This is a genomic window from Candidatus Methylospira mobilis (genome assembly GCF_009498235.1).
Taxonomy (GTDB): Bacteria; Pseudomonadota; Gammaproteobacteria; order Methylococcales; family Methylococcaceae; genus Methylospira; species Methylospira mobilis.
The window spans coordinates 4042621-4055436 of record NZ_CP044205.1 but is presented as its reverse complement, the minus strand read 5'-3'; the positions used below and the strand labels follow the sequence as shown (position 1 = coordinate 4055436).

The following is a 12816-nucleotide window of genomic DNA, read 5'->3' as shown; positions in this document are numbered from 1 at the left end:
GTGATGAATTTTTACAAAACAAATATATGCGCTAATATGGAAACTATTACAGACGATTACCTGTCTGCATTGTCGAATCGCGTGGGAGCAGCGCTGTTGTCCAGTGGGTTGCGCCTGGCTGTGGCGGAGTCTTGCTCCGGCGGTTGGATTTCCCAATGCGTCACGGAGACCGCCGGTAGCTCGGCCTGGTTCGAATGCGGTTTCGTAACCTATAGTAATGCCGCGAAACAAACCATGCTGGGCGTGCCGGCAGCGCTGTTGTCCGCTTACGGCGCGGTAAGCGCGGAAGTCGTTGTCAGCATGACGGAAGGCGCGCTGGAGCGTAGCGGCGCCGATTGGGCGCTTGCGGTCAGCGGTATCGCCGGCCCTTCCGGGGGCTCGCCGGAAAAACCGGTTGGAACGGTATGGATCGCCTGGCAGCGGCGTAACGAAGCGGCGCGCGTTTTACATTTCACCGGCTCGGGTGACCGGCATGACATCCGTGCTCAAACAGTCGTGCAGGCGCTGGAGGGGCTGCTGGCCTATCTAACTGGCTGACCGACAAAACGGTTAGCATTTGCTGGAGCATCAAAACCATTTGTAGGATAATGCAGGGCTTCGAGCCGAACCCCACACGGATACATACAGTATGGATGAGAATAAACAAAAAGCGTTGAACGCCGCGCTCTCGCAGATTGAGAAACAGTTTGGCAAAGGTTCCGTGATGCGGATGGGCGATGTCGGCGCGCTTGATATAGAAGTGATACCTACCGGCTCGCTGGCACTGGATATAGCGCTTGGTTGCGGCGGTTTGCCGCGCGGACGCGTCGTGGAAATCTACGGACCGGAATCTTCCGGTAAGACCACGCTGACGCTGGAAGTCATTGCTCAGGCCCAGAAACTGGGCGGCGTCGCCGCATTCATCGACGCGGAACATGCGCTGGATCCGGTTTACGCTGAAAAAATCGGCGTCAATCTGGCAGACCTGCTGGTTTCCCAGCCCGATACCGGAGAGCAGGCGCTGGAAATCACCGACATGCTGGTGCGTTCCGGCAGCATTGACGTCGTTGTCGTGGACTCTGTTGCGGCGCTGACGCCCAAGGCGGAAATCGAAGGTGAAATGGGCGATTCCCATGTCGGCCTGCAGGCGCGGCTGATGTCGCAGGCCTTGCGTAAATTGACGGCCAACATCAAACGCTCCAATACGCTGGTTATTTTCATCAATCAAATCCGCATGAAAATCGGCGTAATGTTCGGCAGTCCCGAAACGACTACCGGCGGCAATGCGCTAAAATTTTACGCCTCGGTGCGGTTGGATATCCGCCGTACCGGCGCGATCAAGAGCGGCGATGAGGTCACAGGCAACGAAACCCGGGTTAAGGTGGTGAAAAACAAGGTTGCGCCTCCTTTCCGTAATGCGGAGTTCGAAATCCTCTATGGTGAGGGCATCTCGCGCGAAGGGGAGCTGGTCGATCTGGGGGTGTCCGCCGAATTGATACAAAAATCCGGTTCCTGGTACAGCTATGGCGGAGAACGTATCGGGCAGGGCAAGGATAATGTACGCAATTATCTGAAGGATCACCCTGAAATCGCAAAAACGCTGGAAGAAAAAATCCGCGAAAAAGCCTATGCGGCGGCCAATAAACCGGCTCCCAACCGGGCGGCGCCCGCGGCGGTAGAGGACGACCTCTGAGCGAAGCCGATCCTCGTGTTCAGGCGCGCGCCACGGCTGTCGCGCTGCTCGCGAGGCGGGAGCATAGCCGCGCGGAGCTGTTGCGTAAACTGAAGTCGAAAGGGCATGATGAAACGGTCAGTTCGCAGGTTATCGATGAGCTTGGCGGCGCGGACTGGCAAAATGATGAACGTTTCGTATCGGATTTTGTCCGCAGCCGGACAAACCGGGGCTGGGGACCGCAGCGTATACTTTTTGCGTTGCGCGAGCGCGGCATTGCCGGGAGCTTGCTGAAAAGCTGTCTGCAACACCAGGATTTCGACCTCAGGATATTTGAGACCTATACGCGCAAATATGGAAGCGGGGCGCCCGCGACGACCAGGGAAGCGGGGGCTTGCGCGCGTTTTCTGGCCCAGCGTGGCTATACGCAGGAACAAATACGGAAATTGTTTAAACAACTGGCGCTGTCAGCGTTTGATACTATAGATGAGTTGAGTGAGCATGAGTGATCCTTTGCATAAATTCAAGCCGGGACTGTTTAATCAGGCTTAAACCTAATCCGTCGACAACGTAAGTTTTTCCACCACCGATACCTGCCCATGACCAGCGCCGAACTACGAGCATTGTTTTTAAAATATTTTGAGAGCAAGGGCCACACTTGTGTGGAATCGAGCTCACTGGTTCCGGTCAACGATCCGACCCTGCTGTTTACCAATGCAGGCATGGTGCAGTTCAAGGATGTGTTCCTCGGGCGCGAATCCCGCCCCTATGCGCGCGCCGTGTCATCGCAACGCTGTGTACGCGCGGGCGGCAAGCATAACGATCTGGAAAATGTAGGTTATACCGCGCGTCACCATACATTTTTCGAAATGCTGGGCAACTTCAGCTTCGGCGATTATTTCAAGCTTGATGCGATCCGTTTCGCCTGGGAATTTTTAACCGTTACTCTCAAGCTGCCGCCGGAAAGACTCTGGGTCACCGTTTACGATCAGGATAAGGATGCCGAGGATATCTGGATAAAGAAAGTTGGCGTTGATCCGGCGCGCCTGTCGCGCATCGGCAGCAAGGATAACTTCTGGTCCATGGGCGATACAGGTCCCTGCGGCCCCTGCACCGAGATTTTTTACGATCACGGCCCGGATATTCCCGGCGGCCCGCCCGGCTCGCCGGAAGAAGACGGCGATCGTTACGTTGAAATATGGAATCTGGTGTTCATGCAGTATGATCGCGCCGCCGACGGTCAACTGACTCCGCTGCCCAAGCCGTCGGTCGATACCGGTATGGGGCTGGAGCGCGTTGCTGCAATCATGCAGGGCGTGCACAATAATTACGATATCGACCTGTTCAAAAATCTGATCAAAGCCGCCGCCAAACTGACCGGCGCCGGCGAGTTGGGCAACAGTTCGCTGCGCGTAATCGCCGACCATATTCGTTCCTGCGCCTTTTTAATCGTGGATGGCGTGATTCCTTCCAACGAAGGACGCGGTTATGTGCTGCGTCGCATCATACGCCGCGCAATACGCCACGGATACAAATTGGGCATCAAGGAGCCTTTCTTCTTCAGGCTGGTGGAAACCTTGTGCGCGGAGATGGGGCGGGCCTATCCTGAGTTGATCAAGGCTCAGGCCAATGTGGAGCGCGTGCTGATCAAGGAGGAGGAGCGTTTCGCTGAAACGCTGGAACAGGGCATGAAAATACTGGATGCCTGCATAAAAAATCTGGACGGCGATGTTATTCCAGGCGCCACTGCTTTTCAGCTTTATGATACCTACGGCTTTCCGGTCGATTTGACCGCCGATGTGGCGAGAGAACAGAATCTGACCGTGGATATGACCGGCTTTGAACTGGCCATGGCGGCGCAGCGCGAACGCGCGCGCTCGGCAGGTCATTTTGCGGCAAAATACGCTGGCGAAATCACGCTTAACGCGCATTGTACGTTTGACGGTTATGATCATCTTAGCCGCGAAAGCAGGATCCTGGCTCTGTTTAGCGGCGGCAAAGCGGTGGAGACGCTTAAAACCGGGGATGAAGGCATCATCGTGCTCGATACCACGCCTTTTTATGCGGAATCAGGCGGTCAGGTTGGCGATCGCGGCATGATCTGCTCCGATCACGGAATTTTCGAGGTTCTTGATACGCGCAAGCAGGGCGGGGATCTGATGCTGCATACCGGCCGGGTCACCAGCGGAGCATTCGCCAAGAGCGCGCGTTGCCGCGCCAGTGTGGATCACGAATTAAGGCATGCCACTGCGCTTAACCATACGGCAACCCACCTGCTGCATGCCGCGTTGCGCAAGGTGCTGGGCGAGCATGTCGCCCAGAAAGGCTCGCTGGTAAATGCCGAGCGGCTGCGTTTCGATTTCTCGCATTTTGAACCGGTGTCCTTGAGCGAAATTGAAAAAATCGAGAGTCTGGTCAACAAACAAATACGGAGCAACCACCCGGTCACCGCTCAGGTCATGGCGAAAGACGACGCAATGAAACTGGGGGCCATGGCGCTGTTCGGCGAAAAATACGGTGACGAAGTGCGCGTGCTGCGCATCGGTCATTTTTCGACCGAGCTTTGCGGCGGCACGCATGCAGAGCGCGCCGGCGATATGGGTTTCTTCAAAATTATTGCTGAAACCGGGGTTGCCGCAGGCGTGCGGCGCATAGAGGCGATTACCGGCGCCAACGCCTTTGACTGGGTCGCGGAGAGCGAAAATATACTCCGGGCCATAGGTGAGCGGGTAAAGTCCGGCCGCGAAGGGCTTGATGAAAAAATCCAGCAACTGCTCGATAAAAACCGCCAGCTGGAAAGAGAGTTGACGCGTTTGCAGGCAAAAGCCGCCAGTAGTATCGGTACGGATCTGGCATCTCTTGCAGAAGATTGCGGCAGTACCCGGGTGCTGGTAAAGCGTCTGGATGAAAGCGAGCCCAAAGGCTTGCGCGAACTGGTGGATCAGATCAAGAACAAGCTCGGAAGCGCGGTTATCCTGCTGGCGTCGGTCAAGGACGGCAAGGTGAGCCTGATCGCCGGCGTCACGGCGGATCAAACTCCCCGCATAAAAGCGGGCGAGCTGATCAATATCGCCGCAGTCCGTGTCGGCGGGAAAGGCGGCGGGCGGCCCGATCTGGCTCAGGCGGGCGGCAATGATCCTGCGGAACTGGATAATGCGCTGGACGATGCGCGCGCATGGATACGGAATCATTTAGTATAGGTAACCGCGCTCGACCGGATCCGTTCCGAACGGATTTGTCCTTCGGATGGGGAGGAAAAAACGCAACGACGCATTTGGAGAAACGCATTGGAGATCAATGGCACTTTACGTTCATAAATATGGCGGCACCTCGGTCGGAACCACGGAACGCATTAAACATGTGGCGGGTAAGGTCGCTGAGGCAAGGTCGCGAGGCGACGATATAGTCGTTGTCGTTTCCGCGATGAGCGGCGAAACCAACAAGCTGGTTGCTTACGCCCGCGAAATACAGGAAATACCCGCCTCCCGAGAGTTGGATGTGTTGCTCTCCACGGGAGAGCAGGTCACCATCGCCCTGCTGGCCATGGCGCTGGAGCAGATAGGCTGCCCTGCCGTATCCTACACCGGATGGCAGGTGCGCATCGTGTCCGACAGCGTGCACAATAAGGCGCGCATCGTATCGATCGATACCGAGCGCATGACTGGCGATCTGAAGGCCGGTAAAGTCGTGGTCGTGGCCGGATTTCAGGGTGTAACGGCTGGCGGCGATATTACTACGCTGGGGCGCGGCGGCTCTGATACGACAGCTGTCGCGCTGGCGGCGGCGCTAAAAGCTGACGAGTGTCTGATTTACACCGATGTGGACGGCGTTTACACCACCGATCCGCGCGTTGAGCCGCGCGCGCGGCGGCTGGATCGCATTACCTTCGAGGAAATGCTGGAAATGGCCAGCCTCGGCTCGAAGGTTTTACAAATCCGTTCGGTTGAGTTTGCCGGTAAATACAACGTACCCTTGCGCGTACTTTCCAGTTTCAAGGAGGGGCCGGGTACATTGATCAGTTATGAGGATGCAAAAGTGGAAGAAGCGTTAATTTCAGGTATCGCCTTCAATCGTGATGAAGCCAAGCTGACTATACTGGGTGTGCCGGATCGGCCCGGTGTAGCATCCCGCATACTGGGGCCTATTGCCGAAGCCAACATTGAAATTGACATGATCGTGCAGAATAACGCCGACGATCAGACTACCGACTTTACTTTTACGGTGAATCGCAACGAATATCGAAAGGCTTTCGATATTCTCGAAAAAACCTGTCAGTCGCTGGGGGGCAGACAGGTAACCGGAGACGACAAAATCGTCAAGGTTTCCATCGTCGGCGTCGGTATGCGCTCTCACGCCGGTATCGCGGCGAAAATGTTCGAGGTTCTGGCCAAGGAGAGCATCAATATTCGCATGATAGCCACCTCCGAAATCAAGATTTCCGTGGTGGTCGATGAAAAGTACCTTGAGCTGGCGGTGCGGGCGTTGCATGAAACCTTCGAACTGGAACGTGAAAAACTCCCATCCACGCATTAGGCGCATGAGGGAGCTGTTTTATAGTTATTTAAGAACAGTGCCTTGCGAAGATACAGATAAAAACTATTGGATGTAGAGAATATTGTTGGTAGAATGACCGGCCTGACTTCCGGGTTGTGGGAAAGGAAGCTCGGAAACATAATAAAAATATCAAGGATCCAGAAGGTAGGGGGGCTTATGCTAATACTGACTCGGCGAGTAGGGGAATCCCTAAAGGTCGGTGACGAGATCACCATTACTGTGCTTGGTGTAAAAGGCAGTCAGGTACGTATTGGCGTCAACGCGCCAAAAGACGTTTCCGTTCATAGAGAAGAGATTTACGAAAGAATAAAGAAAGAACAGGGCGACACGGAACTACCCACAGCGGGTTAGCTCCGGCTTAAAAAGTTTAGGAGGGATGGCCGAGAGGCTGAAGGCGCTCCCCTGCTAAGGGAGTATGGGTCAAAAGCCCATCGAGGGTTCGAATCCCTCTCTCTCCGCCAACATTGGTAAGGGGTTGACGTACACTGCAGTTGGCGGTGCGTCATCCTTTTCATTTTTATGGCTTGGCAAGGCCACGGGATGGTGTTTTGCTTGCAAAACAGGGCGGTATGGTTCTGTCGTCGTTTGAGACGGATGCATAGCGGAGTTGCAGTTTAATGACGGAAAAACTCCGGGAGTCCGTTCGGCGCTGCGACAAAACCATGAGGTTGTTGTGCAAACAGGTTCCAGATAATTCAGGTTGCAGCCATAGAGCATGGCTGCAGTAATTGATCATTCAGGTTATTTAAGAGGAAAATAGAATGGTAACCATTCGTTTGTCGCGCGGCGGCGCCAAAAAGCGCCCATTTTATCATATAGTGGTCGCGGACAGCCGCTCCAGAAGAGACGGGCGCTATATCGAATGCATCGGATTTTTCAACCCGATAGCTCGCGGGCAGGATGAGCGTTTACGCCTCGACCATGCACGCATCGAACACTGGGTAGGTCACGGCGCGCAAACGACCAGCCGCGTCGCCGGCCTGATAAAGGAATCGGCAAAAGCTGCAGTTGTGGCCGTATAGTACCTGCCGCCAGCGGAAAGCGTTTGGAAAAGCCCGTATTGCTGGGAGAAGTTACCGGTGCGTTCGGTATACTGGGGTGGGTCAAAATTCACTCTTTTACCGAGCCGGTAGGCAATATACTGAAATACACCCCCTGGTTTGTGGATGACGACGGTCAATTCAAGGAAATCAGGGTATTGTCGGGCAGGCAACAGGGGAATGCTGTCGTAGCGCAGCTGGAAGGAATCAGCGATCGCGACGCTGCTGCGTTGATGCGTGGCAGCAATATCTGGGTAGAGCGGAAAACCTTGCCGGAGCTCGCCGCGGGTGAATATTATTGGGACGACCTGATCGGACTGAAAGTCAGATCGGTGGAACAAGCCGAGTTGGGCGCTATCGTTCAAATGATGGCGACAGGAGCCAATGATGTGATGGTGATACGCGGCGAACGCGAGCATCTCGTCCCTTTTGTCAAAGACCGTTTTGTGGTCCGGGTTGACCTTGACGCAGGTGAAATGGTAGTGGACTGGGATCCGGATTTTTAACCGTGTCGCAGCCGGATATGCGTTTCGACATTGTTACGTTGTTTCCGGAGATGGTGGAGACAACGGCCAGAACAGGCGTCACCGGGCGCGCGCTGGAGCAGGGCAAGGTCGTTTTACGAACCTGGAATCCGCGCGATTACAGCGAGGATCGCCACCGGACAGTCGATGACCGTCCATACGGCGGAGGTCCAGGCATGGTCATGTCGGTAGAGCCGCTCAGAACTACGATACGCGCCGCGCTGGCGGACGATCAGACGCAGGCAACGGTGGTGTTCCTGAGCCCGCAAGGCAAAAGACTGACGCAAGGCGGCGTCGTCCGCTATGCAGAAATGCCGAGACTGGTACTGGTGGCGGGACGCTACGAAGGCGTAGACGAACGCCTCATTGAGGAAATGATTGATGAAGAGTGCTCGGTCGGCGATTATGTGCTGAGCGGTGGTGAATTACCGGCGCTGATCCTGTTCGATTCCGTCGTGCGTCTGCTGCCCGGAGTGCTGGGTCACGCTGATTCGGCCGAACAGGATTCGTATATGGCCGGACTGCTCGATTGTCCGCATTACACCCGTCCGGAAATCATGGACGGCAGGAAAGTTCCGGATGTATTGCAGAGCGGCAACCATGAAGCGATCAGGCGCTGGCGGCTGAAACAGGCGCTGGGGCGGACATGGCTCAGGCGTCCGGACTTATTGGAGCAATGCCGGCTCGATAAGGAACAGCAGTCGCTGTTGAACGAATTTAAAAGAGAAACGAATGCGCAACGCGGGTGAGAGTTACCGCCTCCATCCGTAGCGTGGGTCTGGCATCCAGGCTCGACTGAATTAAATTTAAAACCAATACTGTAGATTTCTAGAGGGTAAGCTTATGTCTAGCACGATTATTCAACAACTCGAATCCGATTGGATGGCCAACAAGGTTTTCCCGTCCTTTGCGCCCGGCGACACCATCGTCGTCCAGGTTAAAGTCAAGGAAGGAAATCGCGAGCGCTTGCAGGCCTACGAGGGCGTTGTGATTGCAAAGCGCAATCGCGGTTATCACTCCGCTTTCACGGTAAGAAAAATTTCCCATGGCGAAGGCGTAGAGCGCGTATTCCAGACTTATAGCCCGCAGATCCAGGAAATACAGGTAAAGCGCCGTGGCGATGTGCGCCGCGCAAAACTTTACTATCTGCGCGATCTGTCCGGCAAGGCTGCGCGCATCAAGGAAAAAATCTAGGACAAAGCTGCTGCGCTGGTCATCCGTCCGTTTGGCAATATTGCCCCGCCGAGTATCTCGACGAAGGGCGAAAAAGCGCGCAGAGTGAATGGCCGGGTCCTTTCAGGGTCCGATAAGGCTCGTTCGTTAATCAGACCATCCCAGGGGTTAAGGCAATGCCAATGCCAATGCCAAGCTTAAAACAAGATCCATTTTATGGTAAAACGGATTTTCGCGAAGCACGCACCGCGCGCCGCCGTGGTCGCGCTGGGGCGCGGCACAGCCGGTGTGGAGCGGGGTAATGTGAAGTAATATGGCCGGGATCGGTTGAATTATCCTTCCGCAACGATTCCGAGTCTATCCCGTCATTCCCATAAGGGATATGGACAATCAAATCAACGCCTCCGTAACTTCGACGCCTTTACAACACCTCCTGCTTTATTGCCGCCCGGGGTTTGAAAAGGAATGCGCCGCGGAAATTCAGAATACGCTGCTGGACTCCGATGTTGCCGGATACGCCAATGCCCAGCCCGACAGCGGGTTCGTGCTGTTCACGCCCTACGAGGCGCATGAAATTCCGCGCCTGATGCGGGAAATCCGCTTTTTCGAGTTGATCTTCGCGCGGCAATTGATTTTTACCGCGCCGGTTTTGACCGATTTGCCGCCCGACGACCGCATTACGCCGTTGCTGAATTGCGCCGAGTCGTTGTCGCCGTACTATTCGGAAATCCTGCTGGAAACGGCGGACACCAATGAAGCCAAGTCTCTCTCCGTTTTTGTACGCAAATTTGCCGGACCGCTGGCGAAAGCGGCGACATTGCGCGGTATGAGCGAGTCCGGCAGTAAAAAAAAGCACCCCGGATTGCATCTGTTTTTCAGCGATTCCAGCAAGGCTTACGTGGGCCTGTCGCGTAGCGGCAACAGCTCTCCGTGGCTGATGGGGATCCCCCGCCTTAAGTTCCCGCGCTCCGCTCCGAGCCGCTCTACGCTCAAACTGGAAGAAGCGTTTCACTTTTTTCTCGGCGAAAACCCGCGTCAGCTTGAACCGGCCATGACCGCTGTCGATCTGGGCGCCGCGCCGGGAGGCTGGACCTGGCAATTGGTAAAACGCAGCATCCGCGTCACTGCGGTCGACAACGGCCCGATGGATCGCCAGCTGCTGGAGTCCGGCATAGTCGAGCATGTGCGCGCAGACGGTTTCCGCTTTCGGCCCGTCAAGCCCGTCGACTGGCTGGTTTGCGACATGGTGGAACAACCGGCGCGCATCGCCAGGCTGGTTGCGCAATGGATGGCGGAAGGCTTGTGCCGTTACGCCATTTTCAATCTCAAACTGCCGATGAAAAAGCGCTACGATGAGGTACGGCGCTGCCGGGAACTCATGGAGGTCATGCTGGATGACGCAGAAGTCCCGTTTCAGCTGCGTTTCAAGCAGCTTTATCATGACCGTGAAGAAGTGACAGGATACCTGGCGCGACTGTAACAGTTCAGCGGCTGAATTGTTACGGTAAAACCATGCTTTTACATAAATGTAGCCCGCATATAGCTTGCGTAGTGCAGGATCGTGACCCCGTTCCCCCGGATTTCAACCGCTAAAGCTTCATCCGGGCTATGGTAAATCGACCCTGTTCCTGTACTGGCAATCCAGTTGCGTCACCCTAGCCTTCAGCGCAACGAGATCGCCGGTGTTGTCGATAATATCGTCGGCGCAGTCGCGCCGCTGTTCGCGAGTCGCCTGGCAGGCGATGATTTTATCCATCAATGAGACGTCAACGCCGGGGCGTTGCGTCAGGCGTTGACGTTGCAGCTCGACCGGGCAGTCAACCAGCAGTATGCGGTCAACCGCGTCTTGCTGGCGGGTTTCTACCAGCAGCGGGATCGCGATAATGCAGTACGGACGATCCGTTATCGCTCGAACCGCTTCGTCAATTGCTGCGTAAATGAGCGGGTGCAACAGACTTTCGAGCTGTTGCCTGGCTGCTGTATCCTCGAAAACACGCATGCGCAGACGTTCGCGATTCAAGGTGCCGTCGCTGTTGATCAGCTCCAGTCCCAGTGCCTGGGCAATGGCGCATAACGCCGGTTGACCGGGTTCGACCAGCGAACGCGATACCTCATCGGCGTCAATGACGGGTATACCCAGTTCGCCGAACAGTTTGGATACGGTGGTTTTTCCGCTGGCGATGCCGCCGGTGAGCCCGATTCTAAGCATGGCTCAAATGACCGTCCCCAGTTTGAATATCGGCAAATACATCGCTATGACCAGCCCCCCGACGACCACGCCCAGGAACAGCATAATCGCAGGCTCGAGCAGGCTGCTCAGACTGTCGACGGCATTGCCGACTTCTTCCTCGTAAAAATCGGCGACTTTGCCCAGCATGTTGTCGAGCGCGCCGGACTCTTCGCCTATAGCAACCATCTGCACCACCATATTGGGAAACAGCCGGCTCTGCTGCATGACATGCTGCAGGCTTTGCCCTGTGGCGACATCGTTGCGCATCAGCATGATTGCCGTGCTAAAGACTATGTTGCCGCTGGCCCCGGATACCGATTTCAGCGCACCGACCATCGGCACGCCTGCGGCGGTCAGCGTGGACAAGGTGCGGGCAATGCGCGCAATACAGGCTTTGCGTTGAATATTGCCGATGAGCGGTAAATTCAATACGATTTTATCCAGCAAAATTTGAAAAGAGTTCGAATGGTTTTTCAGCCAGATCCATGACAAAGCCAGTGTCAATACAATTGCCAGCAGCAGATACCAGCGCTCATGCAGAAAGCGCGATAGATTAACGACCTGCTGCGTGAATAAGGGAAGCTCCGCGCCGAAGCCTTTGAACAGTTCCTCGAATTGTGGAACCACGAAAATCAGCAGTATCGTGGTGATCGTCATGGCCACCAGCATCACGGCGGCGGGATAGGTCAGTGCTTTTGCTACCTTGGCTTTCAGCGATTGCGTGCGCTCCTGGTAGTCGGCTATGCGCTGCAATATGGTTTCCAGCACGCCGGCCGATTCGCCGGCCTGCACCAGGCTGCAGAACAGCTTGTCGAAATGCAGGGGGTGTTTCGCCAGCGAGTCGGCCAACGTATTGCCGGTTTCCAGGTCGGATTTGATGGTCAGCAGCAGATGCTGTATGGCCGGATTATCGTGGCCGCGTCCGAGTATATCGCAGGCCTGCACCAGCGGCACCCCCGCGCTCATCATGGTAGCCAGTTGACGGCTGAACAGCGCAATATCTCGCGAACCGATGCGCCCTTGCGGCGACAAAGTGCGCGGCTTTTGGCGCAGGCTGCCGACATTGATACCCTGCCTGCGCAGGCTTGCGCGCGCAATGGTTTCGCTGCGCGCATGGGTTTCGCCTTTAGCTTGCGCGCCGTCCGCGGTTAGACCTTCCCATAGGTAGCAAATCGATATTTGTTTGTCGGCCATGGTTGTTAATACCTTTGATGTCACTAACCCCTGGAACGTATTGTAGCGGTTACTGTAACTATTCAGCTCACTTGTCAGAAGTGTCAATATCTTTATGTTAATCCTTTCGTGGGCTCTGGACGAACGGAAAATCGGGTCGTGCAGTAACAGTTGTTGAGAAGTTGGCCGTAAAATTACAGTTGCCTGTGCCGTAGGGAAGAAGATACGAAGCAATGTGGTCAGGAAGTAATGGAGTCGGAATAAATTGATCATGATTTCTTGCTGCTCAATTTCTTGTAGCAATTCAGCATCCCCGAGAGTGATGTTATAAAAGGGTCTACGGGCAAGGCAGACGAGTCCCCACGGACGGATTTACGGCGTGTCTCGACACCCTCCGCAGACCCAAAGCCGGTAGCTAAAGTCGTTCCGGCAGAGCCAGCCCCGGACTTGATCTGCGGAAGTACCGGAACC

Annotated in this window: 13 protein-coding genes and 1 tRNA gene; 12 read left to right on the top strand and 2 right to left on the bottom strand. The window is 55.4% G+C overall.

Annotation, left to right across the window (positions count from 1 at the left end; translation table 11 throughout):
- Positions 1–36: 36 nt before the first annotated feature.
- The 12 genes from F6R98_RS18495 to rlmM all read left to right on the top strand — a co-directional run bounded on the left by F6R98_RS18495 (position 37) and on the right by rlmM (position 10422).
- On the top strand, positions 37–537 hold the full coding sequence (locus F6R98_RS18495) for a CinA family protein (RefSeq protein ID WP_228124958.1): 501 nt from the start codon (positions 37–39) through the stop codon (positions 535–537).
- 91 nt (positions 538–628) lie between these two features.
- Complete coding sequence (recA, locus tag F6R98_RS18490; RefSeq protein WP_153250327.1) at positions 629–1672, top strand: recombinase RecA; 1044 nt, start codon at positions 629–631, stop codon at positions 1670–1672.
- Complete coding sequence (locus F6R98_RS18485; protein WP_153250326.1) at positions 1669–2160, top strand: regulatory protein RecX; 492 nt, start codon at positions 1669–1671, stop codon at positions 2158–2160. The genes recA and F6R98_RS18485 overlap by 4 nt, the downstream gene beginning before the upstream one ends.
- A 90-nt stretch (positions 2161–2250) precedes the next feature.
- The gene (alaS, locus tag F6R98_RS18480; protein ID WP_153250325.1) at positions 2251–4851 is read left to right on the top strand and encodes an alanine--tRNA ligase; all 2601 of its coding nucleotides are present in this window, start codon (positions 2251–2253) and stop codon (positions 4849–4851) included.
- Between the two features lie 97 nt (positions 4852–4948).
- Positions 4949–6184 carry an aspartate kinase gene (locus F6R98_RS18475; protein ID WP_153250324.1) on the top strand — a complete coding sequence of 412 codons (1236 nt, stop codon included), beginning with the start codon at positions 4949–4951 and terminating at the stop codon, positions 6182–6184.
- Between the two features lie 177 nt (positions 6185–6361).
- Positions 6362–6556 carry a carbon storage regulator CsrA gene (gene csrA, locus F6R98_RS18470; protein WP_153251140.1) on the top strand — a complete coding sequence of 65 codons (195 nt, stop codon included), beginning with the start codon at positions 6362–6364 and terminating at the stop codon, positions 6554–6556.
- A 19-nt stretch (positions 6557–6575) separates the two neighbouring features.
- A tRNA-Ser gene (locus F6R98_RS18465) sits at positions 6576–6666 on the top strand.
- Between the two features lie 300 nt (positions 6667–6966).
- A complete protein-coding gene (gene rpsP / locus F6R98_RS18460; RefSeq protein ID WP_153250323.1) occupies positions 6967–7227 on the top strand; it encodes a 30S ribosomal protein S16 in 261 nt (86 codons plus the stop codon).
- A 23-nt stretch (positions 7228–7250) separates the two neighbouring features.
- Positions 7251–7751: a ribosome maturation factor RimM gene (rimM, locus tag F6R98_RS18455; protein WP_228124957.1), complete on the top strand. Its 501-nt coding sequence runs from the start codon at positions 7251–7253 to the stop codon at positions 7749–7751.
- Positions 7752–7768: 17 nt separating this feature from the next.
- On the top strand, positions 7769–8518 hold the full coding sequence (trmD, locus tag F6R98_RS18450) for a tRNA (guanosine(37)-N1)-methyltransferase TrmD (protein WP_153251139.1): 750 nt from the start codon (positions 7769–7771) through the stop codon (positions 8516–8518).
- 94 nt (positions 8519–8612) lie between these two features.
- The gene (rplS, locus tag F6R98_RS18445) at positions 8613–8963 is read left to right on the top strand and encodes a 50S ribosomal protein L19 (RefSeq protein ID WP_153250321.1); all 351 of its coding nucleotides are present in this window, start codon (positions 8613–8615) and stop codon (positions 8961–8963) included.
- A gap of 361 nt (positions 8964–9324) precedes the next feature.
- A complete protein-coding gene (gene rlmM, locus F6R98_RS18440) occupies positions 9325–10422 on the top strand; it encodes a 23S rRNA (cytidine(2498)-2'-O)-methyltransferase RlmM (protein ID WP_153250320.1) in 1098 nt (365 codons plus the stop codon).
- A gap of 126 nt (positions 10423–10548) precedes the next feature.
- Here rlmM and coaE read toward each other — a convergent pair whose 3' ends face one another.
- Positions 10549–11151: a dephospho-CoA kinase gene (gene coaE, locus F6R98_RS18435; RefSeq protein WP_153250319.1), complete on the bottom strand. Its 603-nt coding sequence runs from the start codon at positions 11149–11151 to the stop codon at positions 10549–10551.
- A 3-nt stretch (positions 11152–11154) separates the two neighbouring features.
- Positions 11155–12366, bottom strand: coding sequence for a type II secretion system F family protein (locus tag F6R98_RS18430; RefSeq protein ID WP_153250318.1), 1212 nt, complete (start codon positions 12364–12366; stop codon positions 11155–11157).
- Between the last annotated feature and the right edge of the window lie 450 nt (positions 12367–12816).

Coding starts and splice junctions, on each gene's coding strand:
- F6R98_RS18495 (WP_228124958.1), top strand. CDS start 37: ATGGAAACTATTACAGACGATTACCTGTCTGCATTGTCGAATCGCGTG.
- recA (WP_153250327.1), top strand. CDS start 629: ATGGATGAGAATAAACAAAAAGCGTTGAACGCCGCGCTCTCGCAGATT.
- alaS (WP_153250325.1), top strand. CDS start 2,251: ATGACCAGCGCCGAACTACGAGCATTGTTTTTAAAATATTTTGAGAGC.
- F6R98_RS18475 (WP_153250324.1), top strand. CDS start 4,949: ATGGCACTTTACGTTCATAAATATGGCGGCACCTCGGTCGGAACCACG.
- csrA (WP_153251140.1), top strand. CDS start 6,362: ATGCTAATACTGACTCGGCGAGTAGGGGAATCCCTAAAGGTCGGTGAC.
- rpsP (WP_153250323.1), top strand. CDS start 6,967: ATGGTAACCATTCGTTTGTCGCGCGGCGGCGCCAAAAAGCGCCCATTT.
- trmD (WP_153251139.1), top strand. CDS start 7,769: ATGCGTTTCGACATTGTTACGTTGTTTCCGGAGATGGTGGAGACAACG.
- rplS (WP_153250321.1), top strand. CDS start 8,613: ATGTCTAGCACGATTATTCAACAACTCGAATCCGATTGGATGGCCAAC.
- rlmM (WP_153250320.1), top strand. CDS start 9,325: ATGGACAATCAAATCAACGCCTCCGTAACTTCGACGCCTTTACAACAC.
- coaE (WP_153250319.1), bottom strand. CDS start 11,151: ATGCTTAGAATCGGGCTCACCGGCGGCATCGCCAGCGGAAAAACCACC.
- F6R98_RS18430 (WP_153250318.1), bottom strand. CDS start 12,366: ATGGCCGACAAACAAATATCGATTTGCTACCTATGGGAAGGTCTAACC.